The sequence below is a fragment of the Actinacidiphila epipremni genome, assembly GCF_012034175.1.
Lineage (GTDB): Bacteria > Actinomycetota > Actinomycetes > Streptomycetales > Streptomycetaceae > Actinacidiphila > Actinacidiphila epipremni.
The window spans coordinates 21,319-34,556 of record NZ_JAATEJ010000007.1 but is presented as its reverse complement, the minus strand read 5'-3'; the positions used below and the strand labels follow the sequence as shown (position 1 = coordinate 34,556).

Annotated in this window: 8 protein-coding genes; 3 read left to right on the top strand and 5 right to left on the bottom strand. The window is 76.7% G+C overall.

The window, feature by feature from the left end:
- The first annotated feature begins 54 nt into the window (after positions 1 to 54).
- From HCN08_RS11535 to HCN08_RS11525, 3 genes are all read left to right on the top strand, one after another.
- Positions 55 to 1,521 (top strand): esterase-like activity of phytase family protein, encoded by a 1,467-nt coding sequence (locus HCN08_RS11535; RefSeq protein WP_322974389.1) that lies wholly within the window; start codon positions 55 to 57, stop codon positions 1,519 to 1,521.
- A 124-nt stretch (positions 1,522 to 1,645) separates the two neighbouring features.
- Positions 1,646 to 2,872: an acyl-CoA dehydrogenase family protein gene (locus tag HCN08_RS11530; protein WP_167983098.1), complete on the top strand. Its 1,227-nt coding sequence runs from the start codon at positions 1,646 to 1,648 to the stop codon at positions 2,870 to 2,872.
- Positions 2,869 to 4,020 carry an acyl-CoA dehydrogenase family protein gene (locus HCN08_RS11525; protein WP_167982908.1) on the top strand — a complete coding sequence of 384 codons (1,152 nt, stop codon included), beginning with the start codon at positions 2,869 to 2,871 and terminating at the stop codon, positions 4,018 to 4,020. Before HCN08_RS11530 ends, HCN08_RS11525 begins: the two co-directional genes overlap by 4 nt.
- 3 nt (positions 4,021 to 4,023) lie before the next feature.
- Here the strand turns inward: HCN08_RS11525 and HCN08_RS11520 are convergent, their stop codons facing one another.
- From HCN08_RS11520 to HCN08_RS11500, 5 genes are all read right to left on the bottom strand, one after another.
- Positions 4,024 to 4,839 (bottom strand): TrmH family RNA methyltransferase, encoded by an 816-nt coding sequence (locus HCN08_RS11520; RefSeq protein ID WP_167982907.1) that lies wholly within the window; start codon positions 4,837 to 4,839, stop codon positions 4,024 to 4,026.
- The gene (gene cobA, locus HCN08_RS11515) at positions 4,832 to 6,064 is read right to left on the bottom strand and encodes a uroporphyrinogen-III C-methyltransferase (RefSeq protein WP_322974388.1); all 1,233 of its coding nucleotides are present in this window, start codon (positions 6,062 to 6,064) and stop codon (positions 4,832 to 4,834) included. The genes HCN08_RS11520 and cobA overlap by 8 nt, the downstream gene beginning before the upstream one ends.
- 576 nt (positions 6,065 to 6,640) lie before the next feature.
- Entirely contained in the window at positions 6,641 to 10,672 is a 4,032-nt protein-coding gene (gene cobT / locus HCN08_RS11510) for a nicotinate-nucleotide--dimethylbenzimidazole phosphoribosyltransferase (protein WP_167982905.1), read from the bottom strand.
- 304 nt (positions 10,673 to 10,976) lie between these two features.
- Positions 10,977 to 12,212 (bottom strand): precorrin-6y C5,15-methyltransferase (decarboxylating) subunit CbiE, encoded by a 1,236-nt coding sequence (cbiE, locus tag HCN08_RS11505; RefSeq protein WP_167982904.1) that lies wholly within the window; start codon positions 12,210 to 12,212, stop codon positions 10,977 to 10,979.
- A 140-nt stretch (positions 12,213 to 12,352) separates the two neighbouring features.
- Positions 12,353 to 13,051: a GNAT family N-acetyltransferase gene (locus HCN08_RS11500; RefSeq protein WP_167982903.1), complete on the bottom strand. Its 699-nt coding sequence runs from the start codon at positions 13,049 to 13,051 to the stop codon at positions 12,353 to 12,355.
- Between the last annotated feature and the right edge of the window lie 187 nt (positions 13,052 to 13,238).

Here is a 13,238-nt window from a genome sequence, read left to right as displayed (position 1 = left end):
GCGTGCCCAGCCCCTCCGGGCAGACGGGACTTTTAAAACAGGCCCGAGGCCGCGGTGCAGACGCTGCGGGATGTCAGCGGGTCGTACACGATGGCGTCCTCGCCGCGCGACCGGCCCTCGCACGCGCCCTACCCGGACCGCTGCACGGTCTTCACCGGCGCACTGGTGGACGTGCTCGACGGCGGCGTGGAGGGCGGGCCGGGCATGCTCGGGCTGCACGCGGTGTGCGAGGCGGTCGCGCAGCGCATCGCGGCGCTGAAGCCGGCGGCGCCGCAGACGCCGCAGGACGAGGACCACAACGGGGTCGGCGGCCTGGACTTCGTCCGCAACCGGGCGGTGCTGCCGGCACTCTTCCCCGAGGCCCCGCCGCCGGTGCCGCCGCGGCACCGGGTGCGCTGGTCGCTGGCGGCGGGGGCGGCCGGGCTGGCGCTGGGGCTGCTGGCGCAGCCGGGCCTGACATGGTGGCGCGACGCGCATCCGGGCGCGGCGGCCGGGATGTGCGGCTCGCACGCCGAACTGCTGGACCACTCCGACGCGTTGAACAAGAAGCAGGTCGACAACGAGCCGATCGGCGGCCTGTCGGCGATCGCCTTCCTGCCCGGCGACCAGACGCGCGCCCTCACCGTCGCCGACAACGACTCCGGCCGGGTCTTCCCGCTGCGGCTCGGCTCGCTGACCGACCTCGACCCGCGGCCGTCCACCGCGATCGCCCTGCGGCGCGCGGACGGCTCGCCCTTCCCGGACAGCTGGTACGACGCCGAGTCGATGGTCGTCGAGCAGGCGGCGGGCAAGGCCCTGGGCACGATGCTGATCGGCTCGGAGACCGGCCCGGCGATCCGCCGCTTCGACACGGCCACCGGCCGGCAGGTCGGCCCGGACCTCACGATCCCGGACAACCTGTCCTATCCGCCCAAGGGCAGCGCCCAGCAGGGCCGCAGCATCGAGTCGCTGACGGTCTCGCCGGACGGGAGGTACCTGTACGCGGGCTGGGAGGCGCCGCTGGCGCAGGACGGCGACAACCGCGGGGCGAACGTGCTGCGCATCCAGCGCTACCAGGGCTCGCCGGGCGGCGCGTACGTCCCCGCCGGGCAGTACGCCTACCGGTCAGGGGACGGGCTGAACCTCGCGGACCTGGTGGCCGTGGACGACGACCACCTGCTGGCGCTGGAGCGGCAGTACGTGGGCGGGCTCGGCAACGCGATCCAGGTGGCGGAGCTGTCGCTGGCCGGCGCCCGGGACGTCTCCCGTATGACGTCGCTGTACAACCTGCCGGCGAACACGTACGTGCAGCGCGCGCTGCTGTTCGACCTCGCGGACTGCCCGGCGGGCGGCCGGGGCCGGGTCGCGCGCTCCGAGCCGGACCAGCGCAACCCGCTGCTGGACAACGTCGAGGGCATGGCGCTGGGGCCGGTGTGGCGGGACGGGCCGCGCAAGGGGTGGCGGCCGTTGCTGATGGTGTCGGACGACAACAACAGCGCGAACCAGATCACCCGGCTGTACTCGCTGGCCGTGAGGCTCTGAGGGGAGTACGTTACCAAGCGCTTGCTTAGCACGCAGGAGCGGCGCCGGAGCCTCCGGCGGGCCCGGCGGCGGAAGGGACGGCGCGGGTATGGCGGGTACGGGCAGCGCGAACGGTACGGGCGGCATGCCCGGCGCAGGCGGCACAGGGAGTACGGGCGGCGCCGGCGGTGTCGGCGCGGCGGAGGTGCGGGAGCGGGCCCGGGCGCTGCTCGCGGCCTGCCCGCCGCGTACCACCGGCCGGCGGGACTTCCTGCGGGCCCGCTTCGACGCCGGGCTCGCCTGGGTCCACTTCCCCGCCGGCCTCGGCGGCCTCGACGCCCCGCGCGCCCTCCAGGCGGTGGCCGACGCGGAACTGGCCGCGGCCGGCGCGCCGGACAACGACCCGCGGCGTATCGGCATCGGCCTCGGCATGGCGGCGCCGACGATCCTCGCCTACGGCACCCCCGAGCAGCGCGCCCGCTTCCTGCGCCCGCTGTGGACCGGCGAGGAGGTGTGGTGCCAGCTGTTCAGCGAGCCCGGTGCCGGCTCCGACCTCGCGGGCCTGCGGACCCGCGCGGTGCGCGACGGCGGCGACTGGGTGGTGGACGGCCAGAAGGTGTGGACGTCCAGCGCGCACACCGCCCGCTGGGCGATCCTCATCGCCCGCACCGACCCGGACGTGCCCAAGCACCGCGGCATCACCTACTTCGTGTGCGACATGACCGACCCGGGTGTGGAGGTCAGGCCGCTGCGGCAGATCACCGGCGAGGCGGAGTTCAACGAGGTCTTCCTGACCGGGGTGCGGATCCCCGACGCGCACCGGCTCGGCGCGGTCGGCGACGGCTGGCGGGTGGCGCAGGCGACGCTCATGAACGAGCGGGTCGCGATCGGCGGCGGCTCCGCCGTCCCGCGCGAGAGCGGCATGGTCGGCCCGGTCGCGGCGACCTGGCGGGAGCGCCCTGAGCTGCGCACCCCCGAGCTGCACGACCGGCTGCTGCGGCTGTGGGTGGACGCCGAGGTGGCCCGGCTCACCGCCGAGCGGGTGCGCCAGCAGATGGCGGTGGGCACGCCGGGCCCCGAGGGCTCGGGCCTGAAGCTGTCGATGGCCCGGCTGAACCAGCAACTGAGCGGCCTGGAGGTCGAGTTGCTGGGCGAGCAGGGGCTGCGCTACGGCGACTGGACGATGGTGCGGCCGGGAAGCGTCGACTTCTACGGGCGCGACGCCGGCTACCGCTACCTGCGGGCCAAGGGCAACTCGATCGAGGGCGGCACGTCCGAGATCCTGCGCAACATCGTCGCCGAGCGGGTGCTGGGCCTGCCCGCCGAGCCCCGCACCGACAAGGACGTCCCGTGGAAGGACCTGCCCCGATGACGACCGCGAAGCGCCCCTCCCCCGCCGTCCCCGACCTGCTCTACTCCGAGGTCGAGGACGACCTGCGCGCCGCGGTGCGCGCGGTCCTCGCCGACCGCTGCGGGCCGGCCGCGGTGCTGGGCCGGATCGAGACCGCCGAGCCGTACGACCCGGGGCTGTGGAAGGTGCTGGGCGCGGATCTGGGCCTGGCCGGGCTGCTGGTGCCCGAGGAGTACGGCGGGCAGGGCGCCTCGGCGCGGGAGGCCGCGGTGGTGCTGGAGGAGCTGGGCGGGGCGGTCGCGCCGACGCCGTTCCTGGGCAGCGCGGTGCTGGCGGCCTCGGCGCTGCTGGGCTGCGCCGAGGCCGGGGCGCCGGACCTGCTGGGGCGGCTCGCCGCGGGCGAGGTCACGGCGGCGCTCGCGGTGCCGCTGACCGCCGCGCCGGGCGACGCCTTCCCCCAGGGCGTACGGGCGGACGCCGCGGGCCGGCTCACGGGCCGGGTCACCAGCGTGGTGGACGCGCTGGGCGCGGCGGCGCTGGTCGTGCCGGCGGCCGGCCCCGACGGGCCCGCGCTCTACGAAGTGGCCGCGGACGCCGCGGCGTTGGCGGCGCCGGTGTCGCTGGACCTGACCCGGCCGCTGGCCGACCTCACGCTGGACGGGGCGCCCGGGCGGCTGCTGGCGGCGGGCGGGGCGGCCCGCGCCGCGCTGGAGCGGGCGCTGCTGACCGGGGCGGGGCTGCTGGCGTCGGAGCAACTGGGCCTGGCGCAGTGGTGCCTGGACGAGACGACCGGCTACCTGAAGCAGCGCCACCAGTTCGGCCGGGTCGTCGGCTCCTTCCAGTCCCTCAAGCACCGGCTCGCCGACCTGTGGCTGGAGGTCGTCTCGGCGCGTGCCGCGGCCCGCAACGCGGCGGGCGCGCTGGCCGCCTGGGACGACCCGGCGGAGGTCGCGCTCGCGGTGGCGGTCGCGCAGGCGTACGTCTCCCCCGCCGCGGTGCACGCGGCCGAGGAGGCGGTGCAGCTGCACGGCGGCATCGGCATGACGTGGGAGCACCCGGCGCATCTGTACCTCAAGCGCGCGAAGGCCGACGAGATCGCGCTGGGCACCCCGGGCCGGCACCGCCGCGCCCTGGCCGGCCTGGTCGACCTCCCGGCGGCGGCGGGCTGACGCCTACTGCGGGCCGCGGGCCACCGCGTAGAAGGCGACCGCCGCGGCGGCCCCGACGTTGAGGGAGTCGATGCCGTGGGCCATCGGGATACGGACCAGGGTGTCGGCCGCCGCGAGCGCCTTCGGCGACAGGCCCGGGCCCTCCGCGCCCAGCAGCAGCGCCAGGCGCGGGAGTTCGCGTACGGGGAGGTCCGGCAGGGCGGTCGCCCGCTCGGCCGGGGTGAGGGCCAGCAGCCGGAAGCCGGCGTCCTTCACCGTGCCGTACAGGTCGCGCGGCCAGGCGGCCAGCCGCGCGTACGGCACGGAGAAGACCGCGCCCATCGACACCTTCACCGAGCGGCGGTAGAGCGGGTCGGCGCAGTCCGGCGAGAGCAGCACCGCGTCCATGCCGAGGGCGGCGGCGCTGCGGAAGATCGCGCCGATGTTGGTGTGGTCGTTGACCGCCTCCATAACCACGACCCGGCGGGCGCCGGCCAGCACCCCGGCCGGGTCCGGCAGGGGCTTGCGCTGCATCGAGGCGAGCGCGCCGCGGTGCACGTGGTAGCCGGTGACCTGCTCGGCGAGGTCGTCGCCGACGACGTAGACCGGCGCCTCGGCCTCGTCGACGACATCGCGCAGGGCGTCCAGCCACTTGTCGCCGAGCAGCATCGAGCGCATCGGGTAACCGGCCTGGAGCGCCCGCCGGATGACCTTCTCGCCCTCGGCGATGAAGAGCCCTTCGGCCGGTTCGCGGCGGCGGCGCAGCTCGACGTCGGTGAGCGAGGTGTAGTCGTGCAGCCGCGGGTCGTGCGGGTCGGTGACGGCGACCGGTTCAGCCACGGGCGCTCGCCGCGGCGGCGGGGCCGACGTTCACCACGTCGCCGATGACGATGACGGCGGGCGGCCGTACGCCCTCGGTCGCGACGGCCTCCGCGACCGTCGCCAGCGTGGCGTCCACCCGGCGCTGCGCGGCGGTCGTGCCCTCCTGCACCACGGCGACCGGCGTGCAGGCCGGGCGGCCACCGGCGATCAGGGTGCCGGCGATCGCGCCGATCCGCTCCACCGCCATCAGCAGCACGAGGGTGCCGCGCAGCCGGGCGAGCGCGGGCCAGTCGACCAGCGAGCGCGCGTCGTCCGGCGCGACATGCCCGCTGACCACGGTGAACTCATGCGCGACCCCGCGGTGCGTGACCGGGATGCCGGCCGCGCCGGGCACGCTGATGGAGCTGGAGATGCCCGGCACGACGGTGACCGCGACGCCCGCCGCGGCCAGCGCCTCGGCCTCCTCCATGCCGCGGCCGAAGACGAACGGGTCGCCGCCCTTGAGCCGTACGACGGCCTTGCCGGCCCTGGCGTGCTCGATCAGCGCGGCGTTGATCGCCTCCTGGGCCATCGCCCGGCCGTACGGGATCTTCGCCGCGTCGATCACCTCGACGTGCGGCGGCAGTTCGTCCAGCAGGTCGCGCGGGCCGAGCCGGTCGGCGATGACGACGTCGGCCTCGGCGAGCAGCCGGCGCCCGCGGACGGTGATGAGGTCGGGGTCGCCGGGGCCGCCCCCGACCAGGGCGACGCCCGCGGTACGGGCCCGGTGCCGGGGCGCGACGAGGCTGCCGTCGCGCAGCCCCTCGACGACGGCGTCCCGCACGGCGGCGGAGCGGCGCGGGTCGCGGCCGGTCAGGACGGCGACGGTGACTCCGTCGGTGCGGCCGGTGGCCGGCGTCCAGGCGGTGGCGGCGCCGGCGTCGTCGCTGCGGACGCACCATACGCGGCGGGCTTCCGCTTCCGCAGAGGCGGCGGCGTTCGCGGCGGAATCCTTCGTGGCGACCAGGGCGTACCAGGCTCCCTCCAGGTCGCCCTCCCGGTAGGCCCGCCGCTCCCAGCGCAGCTCGCCGGCGTCCGCCATCGCCTCCACGGAGGCGGTCGCCTCCGGCGCGACCAGCACGATGTCGGCGCCCGCCGTCAGCAGCGCGGGCAGCCGCCGCTGGGCGACCTGGCCGCCGCCGATCACGACGACGCGGCGGCCTTTCAGCCGCAGCCCAACGGGATACGCGGGTGCGTCCTCCACTGCGTGGCGCTCCTTCCTGAGCCCAACCCCGAACCCCCCGATCTTACGTTCCCGCCCCCGCCGGTCCCGCCGCGCCTGTGTACGCCCGCGCCCGGCGCGTACGCCGCGAGCTGCCCCGTCCTGTCCCGTCGCGACCATCCGCCCGTCGTGGCTGGTCGCTCCGTTCTCCCCCAGAGCTTCGCCTGGGGGTACCCCCACGCGCCCCTGGGTTTGCTGACCTCCGGCGCGGAAGCAGCTCACTGCTGCCGCGCCGGGCGAGTATTTCAGGGGCGCGGGGAACTGCGCGACAAGCCACAACGGCGGGAAGATCCGGCACCGGCAGGAAGGGGCAGCCCGGCGGGTAACCGGTGAGCCCCTGGGGGGTTACGCCGGTACCCCCACGCGCCCCTGGGTTTGCCGACCTCCGGCGCTGGAGCAGCTCACTGCTGCCGCGCCGGGTGAGCATTTCAGGGGCGCGTGGGGGTACCCCCAGGCGAAGCTCTGGGGGAGAACGGAGCGACAAGCCACAACGGCGGGAAGATCCCGGCACCGGCAGGAAGGGGCAGCCCGGCGGGTAACCGGTGAGCCCCTGGGGGGTTACGCCTTTTCGGTGACGCCCGCCGCGTCGAAGGTGGCGACCTCGTGCATGACGCGGGCGGCGCTTTGGACCAGCGGGAGGGCAAGAAGCGCGCCGGTGCCTTCGCCGAGGCGGAGGTCGAGGTCGACCAGGGGGCGGAGCCCCAGCGCGGTGAGGGCGGCGACGTGGCCGGGCTCGGCGCTGCGGTGGCCGGCGATGCACGCGGCGAGCACCTCGGGCGCGATCGCCCGGGCGACCAGCGCCGCCGCGCCCGCGCTCACGCCGTCGAGGATCACCGGCGTGCGCAGCGCAGCCGCGCCGAGCAGCAGGCCGACCATCGCGGCGTGTTCGAGCCCGCCGACCGCCGTGAGGACGGCGATGGGGTCGGCCGGGTCGGGCCGGTGCAGCTCCAGCGCCCGCCGTACGACCTCCACCTTGCGGGCGTGCATCTCGTCGTTGATGCCGGTGCCGCGCCCGGTGACCTCCGCCGGGTCCGCCCCGGTGTAGACGGCGATCAGCGCCGCGGACGTCGTCGTGTTGGCGATGCCCATCTCCCCGGTGAGCAGCGCCTTGTTGCCCGCCGCCACCAGGTCGCGCGCGGTCTCGATGCCGACCTCGATCGCGCGCAGCGCCTCTTCCTTCGTCATCGCCGGCCCCGCGGTGAAGTCCGCCGTCCCGGCCCGCACCTTGCGCGGCAGCAGCCCCGGCGTGCTGGGCAGTTCGGAGGCCACGCCGACGTCGACGACGCACACCTCCGCCCCGACCTGGTTGGCGAAGGCGTTGCACACCGCCCCGCCGCCGAGGAAGTTGGCGACCATCTGCCCGGTGACCTCCTGCGGCCACGCGGTGACGCCCTGCGCGTGCACCCCGTGGTCGCCGGCGAAGATCGCCACGGCGGCCGGCTCCGGGAGCGGCGGCGGGCACTGCCGGGAGAGCCCGGCGAGCTGCGCGGAGATGATCTCCAGCATGCCCAGCGCCCCGGCCGGCTTGGTCATCCGCTTCTGCCGCTCCCACGCCTCGCCGAGCGCCTTCGCGTCCAGCGGGCGGATGCCGCGCAGCGTCTCGTCGAGCAGGTCGTGCGGCTCCTCGCCGGGCAGCGCCCGGTTGCCGTACTCCTCCTCGTGGACGACCCAGGACAGCGGGCGGCGCTGCGACCAGCCCGCCTGCATCAGCTCGGGCTCCTCGGGGAATTCGTCGACGTACCCCACGCACAGGTACGCCACGACCTCCAGGTGCTCGGGCAGGCCGAGTTCGGCGACCATCTGGCGCTCGTCGAAGAAGCTGACCCACCCCACGCCGAGCCCTTCGGCCCGGGCGGCGAGCCACAGGTTCTCCACGGCCAGCGCGGAGCTGTAGGGCGCCATCTGCGGCTGGGTGTGCCGGCCGAGGGTGTGCCGGCCGCCGCGGGTGGGGTCGGCGGTGACCACGATGTTGACGGGCGTGTCGAGGATCGCCTCGATCTTGAGCTCGCGGAACTGCCGGGCCCGGCCCTTGGGCAGCGACTTGGCGTACGCCTCGCGCTGCGCCATGGCCAGCTCGTGCATCTTCTCGCGGGTCTTCTCGGAGCGGATGACGACGAAGTCCCACGGCTGCGAGTGCCCGACGCTGGGCGCGGTGTGCGCGGCCTCCAGGACGCGCAGCAGCACGTCGTGCGGGATGGGGTCGGGGCGGAAGCCGTTGCGGATGTCGCGGCGTTCGCGGATGACCCGGTGCACGGCGTCGCGCACGGCGGGCTCGTACGCCTCCGCGGGCTCGGTCGCCGGGGCGGGCACCTCGGCGGTCTCCGCCGGCTCGGGCGACGGCGCCGGTACGGGGGCGGCTTCGGCCTCGGCCACGGCCGGCTCCGCGGGCGCGGCAGGCTCGGCGGGTACGGCCGCTTCCGCCGGCTCGGGCGCTGCGGCTTCCGCGGCGGGCTGTACGGCCGCCGCGGCGGCCTTGGCCTCGCGGCGGGCCCTGCGGCCACCGCTCTTGGGCGCTTCGGCCGCGGGCGTACGCGCCGGGGCGGCGGGGGCTGACGGGGCGTCGGCGGCGGGCTCCGGCGACGGCTCGGGCTGCGCCGCGGGGGCGGCGGAGTCGGCGACGAGGGAGGCGAGGCTCGGGGCGCCGCCCTGGCCGTTCTCGACCGGCGCGGCCTGGGCGGTCGCGGCCTGCGCGTCGAAGGCGGGGCCGGACGGCGGGGTGGCCAGGTCGAGGCCGATCGGGGCGGGCGCGGCGCCGGAAGCCGCGGGTCCGGCCAGCTCGGAGCCCGTGCCCTGCGGCGGCGTCGCCTGGACCGGCTCGGCGGCGGGCGCGGCCACACCGGCGGCCGGTGTGTGCGGCGCCGGCTCCTGCGCGGGCGGCGTCTGCTGCTCCCGCGCGGGCGCGGGCGCGGGCGCCTGGGCGGCGGGCGTTTGCCCCGACTTCCGCGTGGACGTCGCATCCCCGGCGCCCGGCACCTGCCCGGTCGTCGCCGTCCCGGCTCCCGACTCCTGCGCGGACGGCGTGTGCTCCCCCGCGTCCGGCGCGGGCGCGGCGCCCTCCGCGGCCTGCGTCGCGGGCGTGCCCGTACCGGCGGCGCCCTCCGCGGCCTGCGCTGCGGGCGCGGCCGTAGCGGCGGCGTCCTGCGCGGCCGGCGGCTGCGTCCCGGGGGCCGGCTGGGAGGGGATGATGCTGTCGGCGTGCGGGATCAGCGACTGCTGCGACGGGGTCTGCGCGGACGGCCAGCCGTTCTGCGCCGCGGCGCCCTGGTCGGCCGGATCGCCGTTCTGCTGGGCGGGGATGGCGCGGGTGCCGTCCGGGAGCACGTCGAGGTATTCGGGCCCCGCGGTGGGCGGGCCCTGGACCCGTACGGGCGTGGCCGCGGGTCCGCGGTCGGCGAGGGAGCGTACGGACACGCCGCCGCTCGGGGTGTCGTTGACCGGCGGGCCCATGTGCAGCGGGCGGCGCGGCGGGCTGTCGGCGCCGCGGGGGCGCCCGGCGTCGTCGCCCGTGCCCGGCTCGGCGGCGGGACGGGGCGTGCCCTGCGCGGGCGTGTGCCCCTGCGCGGCCGGCCCGGCGGTCTCCGGCCGGCCCCCGGACTCCGGCTGCCCGGCGGGGAGATGGCCCGCAGCCTGCTCCTGCCCTCCCGGGACGGAGCCCGGGCCCTGCGGCCCCGCCTGCTCGCCGCCCGGCGCCATGAACCCGGCCGCGTCGGCGCCCTGCCCCGCAGCGCCGGAAGCCGCGTCCTGCGCGGCGGCGAAGCCGCCCTGCCCCTGCGTGGTGAAGCCCGGCGCGACCTCGGCGCCGAAGCCGGAGCCCCCGCCCGACTCGCCGTCAGGTCCCTGCCCCGGCGCGGTGAAGCCCGCCCCCGAGGCGTCACCGGCCGGCTGTCCCGGCGCCGCGAGCCCCTGCTCCGCCCCGGCGAACCCCGCGGCGGCCTCGGCACCCGGCACCGCACCGGGCCCGGCGAACCCCGGGAAGCCCTCACCCGGCGCGGCGAACCCCGCGCCCTGCTCCGAACCCGGCACCTGCCCCGGCGCGGCGAACGCGGCGCCCGGCTCACCGCCCGGCAGCTGCCCCGGCGCAACAAACCCCTGCTCGGCGCCCGCCGCGGCGAACCCCTGCTCAGACCCCGGCACCGCGAACCCCTGGCCCGCGAACCCCTGCGCGCCCTCCGCGCCCGCCACCTGCTGCGGCGCAAACCCCTGCCCCGCCTGCGGCCCCCCCGCGGTGAACCCCGCGTCCGGCGCCGGGAAACCGGCGCCCTCGCTCCCGCCGGCGGCCCCGGCGCCGGCGAACCCCGGTGCGGGCGGCGCCGCTTCGCCCCCGGCCAGGTGCGGCTCGGGCTGCGGCGGGACGGGCTGCGGGTCGCTCCAGGTGCCCTGGGGGCCGGGCATGAGGAGCACGTCGTCGTCCTCGTCGAGCCCGGCGGGGGCGGGCTGGTCGAGGTAGGCGTAGCCGGGGTCGGCGGGGGCGCCCCAGCCGGGGGCGGCGGCGTGCGGTGCGCCGGTCGCGCCGGTGTGCGGCTGGTGAGCCGTGTCGCCGACCGCGTTCTCCGGCTGCCCCTCGCCGGGGATCCGAGCGGTGTCCGTCATGCGTGCCCCTCGCCCATCGGTGTCGCTCCTTCCAGCGCTGCGCCTCGCACACCCCACCCCTCACAGACTTCAACGAGCGGGCCTGTGATGCGGCACGTCGGGCGCCGGGAACGCCGGTGGTATCGACGCCCCGTCAACGCACGACGACGGCACAACGATCCGTCAGCCTACCCCCCGGGGCACCGCGCTCCGTGCCGAAGTCCGCACCTCGGGACGTATCTCACATGCCGCGCCCGTACACCGCCCCGACATGCGCAAACGCCGCCGCGGACGGCACTTTGATCATGTACGGATCAGCCGTGGATCAGGGCCGGGTACCGCTCAGGACGTAGATCTCCGAGCCGTCCCTGGGGTGCCATCCGTCGCCGAGTTCGACGCAGTGCAGCAACATCCGTTCGACGGTGTAACCGCCTTCTGCGAGCGCCCGGTCGAGTGCTTCCGCCGACTCCCGGCCGGGCGCCGCGACGACGATCCGCTCGGGGCGGCGGGCCGCGCACGCGGCGACGACGGCGGGGTCGGCGCAGCCGACGCGGACCACGTCGGGCTCGGGCAGGTCCTCCAGCGCCTGCGGCGCGGTGCCGTGCACGACCTGGAGCTGGACGCCGGCCCGGCGCCCGGTGGCGGCGACCCAGTCGCACGCCTGCGGGTCGCGGTCGACGGCGATGACGGCGGCGCCGAGCCGTGCGGCCTCGACGGCGACGGAGCCGTCGGCGGCGCCGATGTCCCACACCAGGTCGCCGGTGCGCGGGCCGAGCCGGGCGAGTTGGACGGCCCGGACGGGTACCGGCACATGGCCGCCGTATTCGGCCGAGGGCAGCGCCCAGCCGCGCACCGGGCCGGGGAAGTTGGGGTCGCGGCCGGCGATCCAGCCGCCGCCGCGGGAGGTCGCGGGGCGGGCGCCGACGGAGGGCGCGGGCAGGAGGCCGGGGGCCGCGGTGCTGCCGCCGACGACGAGCACGATGTTGGGGTCGCGCCATATGTGGTCGGCGACCTTGTCGGAGGTCAGCACGGTGACCTGCTCGCGCTCGGAGCCGAGGGCCTCGCAGATGACGAAGGTGCGGTGGACCCCGGTGAGCATCAGGGCGAGTTCGGCGGGTCCTGCGCCGGGCGCGGTGAGCACGGCGACCTTGGGGTAGGAGCGGCAGACGTTGACCGCGCGGCGCAGGGTCCGGCCGGTGGCGACGACGACGCGGGCGTCGTCCCAGGGCATGCCGGCGCGGGCGAAGGCCCGGGCGACGGCGGAGACGCCGGGGATGACCTCGACCTCCAGGCCGTGCTCGGGGTCGCGCAGGGCGCGGACGACGCCGAAGAAGCCGGGGTCGCCGTCGGCCAGGACGACCGCGGTGCCGCGGTGGCCGGCGATCCGGCGAGCGGCGATGTCGATGCTGCCCAGCACGATGTGCTCGGCGTTCCCCGGTACGTACGGCAGCGCGAGGTGGTGGCGGGTGCCGGCGACGAGCGTGGCGGCGTCCAGTGCGGCACGGGCGGCCTCGGAGGGGGGCGAGCCGTCCCATCCGATCACCGTGACCCGGTCGGCCATCGTCGTCCGCCTCTCATGCCTGTGGGGTCGCGGGGGTGCCGTTCGGGCCGCCTCGCGGCGGGCGCAGGCACGGCCCGGGTGAGAACCCTAACCCGGCGGCGGGCGCCGCGGTGCCCCGCGTCCGGTACGCGTGCGGCGGGTCAGCGGCGCTGCGCGGCGGCGGAGTAGTCGGCGTAGTCGGGATAGGGGGCGTAACCGGTCTCGTAGACCTCGCCGGCGGCGGTGCCGGAGCCGTCGGCGTCGTCGGCGTCGTCGAGGTCTTCCGGCAGCAGGCTCCACACCAGCAGGTCGGTGCGGGTCTCCACCCAGCGGCCCTCGGGGTCGTCGCCGGCGCGGGAGCGGATGAGGCCGGCGCCGCGCAGCACGCCCTCGCTGATGCAGCCGATCTTCTGGGCGACCTGCTGGGAGGCGCTGTTGTCGGCGGCGGTGCGCAGTTCGACCCGCTCGAAGCCGAGGCTGCCGAACAGCCAGCGCACCACGGCGAGCACGGACTCGCCGGCGTATCCCTCGCCACGGGCCCAGGAGGCGGTCAGGTAGCCGACCTCGGTGCCGCGGATGCGCCAGTCGGTGTTCTGCAGCTGGACGGTGCCGACCAGGCGCTGGGTGAGCAGTTCGGTGACGGCGAGCACGAGTCCCCGGCCGCTGGTGCGCTCTGCGGCGGCCCCTCCGGTGGTGAACGCCCGGGCGGTGGCCTCGGTGTACGGCCGTGGCGCCCCGGTCCAGGCGGTCACCAGGTCGTCGTTCATCATCTCGACGAGCTCGGGGATGTCGGCCTCGTCGTACGGCCGCAGCAGCAGCCGCTCCGTACTGAGTGAGATGTCCGGAAAGGTGGCGGTCATTCACTGCTCCGTAACCAGGGCAAGGGTGGACTGCACAGCATGCAGCATCGCGCGCGGCGTCCGCCGGGCGGGTCCGACGCGCCTGGCGCGGGTGGGCCCGAGGCGGGCCCTGACGGCGAACGCCCTTCCAGAGTAGGGCGGATGGCGGTCAGGGCAGGTATCCGTGGACGTCATCCGATCCTGCTAC

Bases quoted from the DNA above. Each gene is read 5' to 3' on its own strand.
- HCN08_RS11530 (WP_167983098.1), top strand. From the start codon at position 1,646: ATGCCCGGCGCAGGCGGCACAGGGAGTACGGGCGGCGCCGGCGGTGTC.
- cbiE (WP_167982904.1), bottom strand. From the start codon at position 12,212: ATGGCCGACCGGGTCACGGTGATCGGATGGGACGGCTCGCCCCCCTCC.
- cobT (WP_167982905.1), bottom strand. From the start codon at position 10,672: ATGACGGACACCGCTCGGATCCCCGGCGAGGGGCAGCCGGAGAACGCG.
- HCN08_RS11500 (WP_167982903.1), bottom strand. From the start codon at position 13,051: ATGACCGCCACCTTTCCGGACATCTCACTCAGTACGGAGCGGCTGCTG.
- HCN08_RS11525 (WP_167982908.1), top strand. From the start codon at position 2,869: ATGACGACCGCGAAGCGCCCCTCCCCCGCCGTCCCCGACCTGCTCTAC.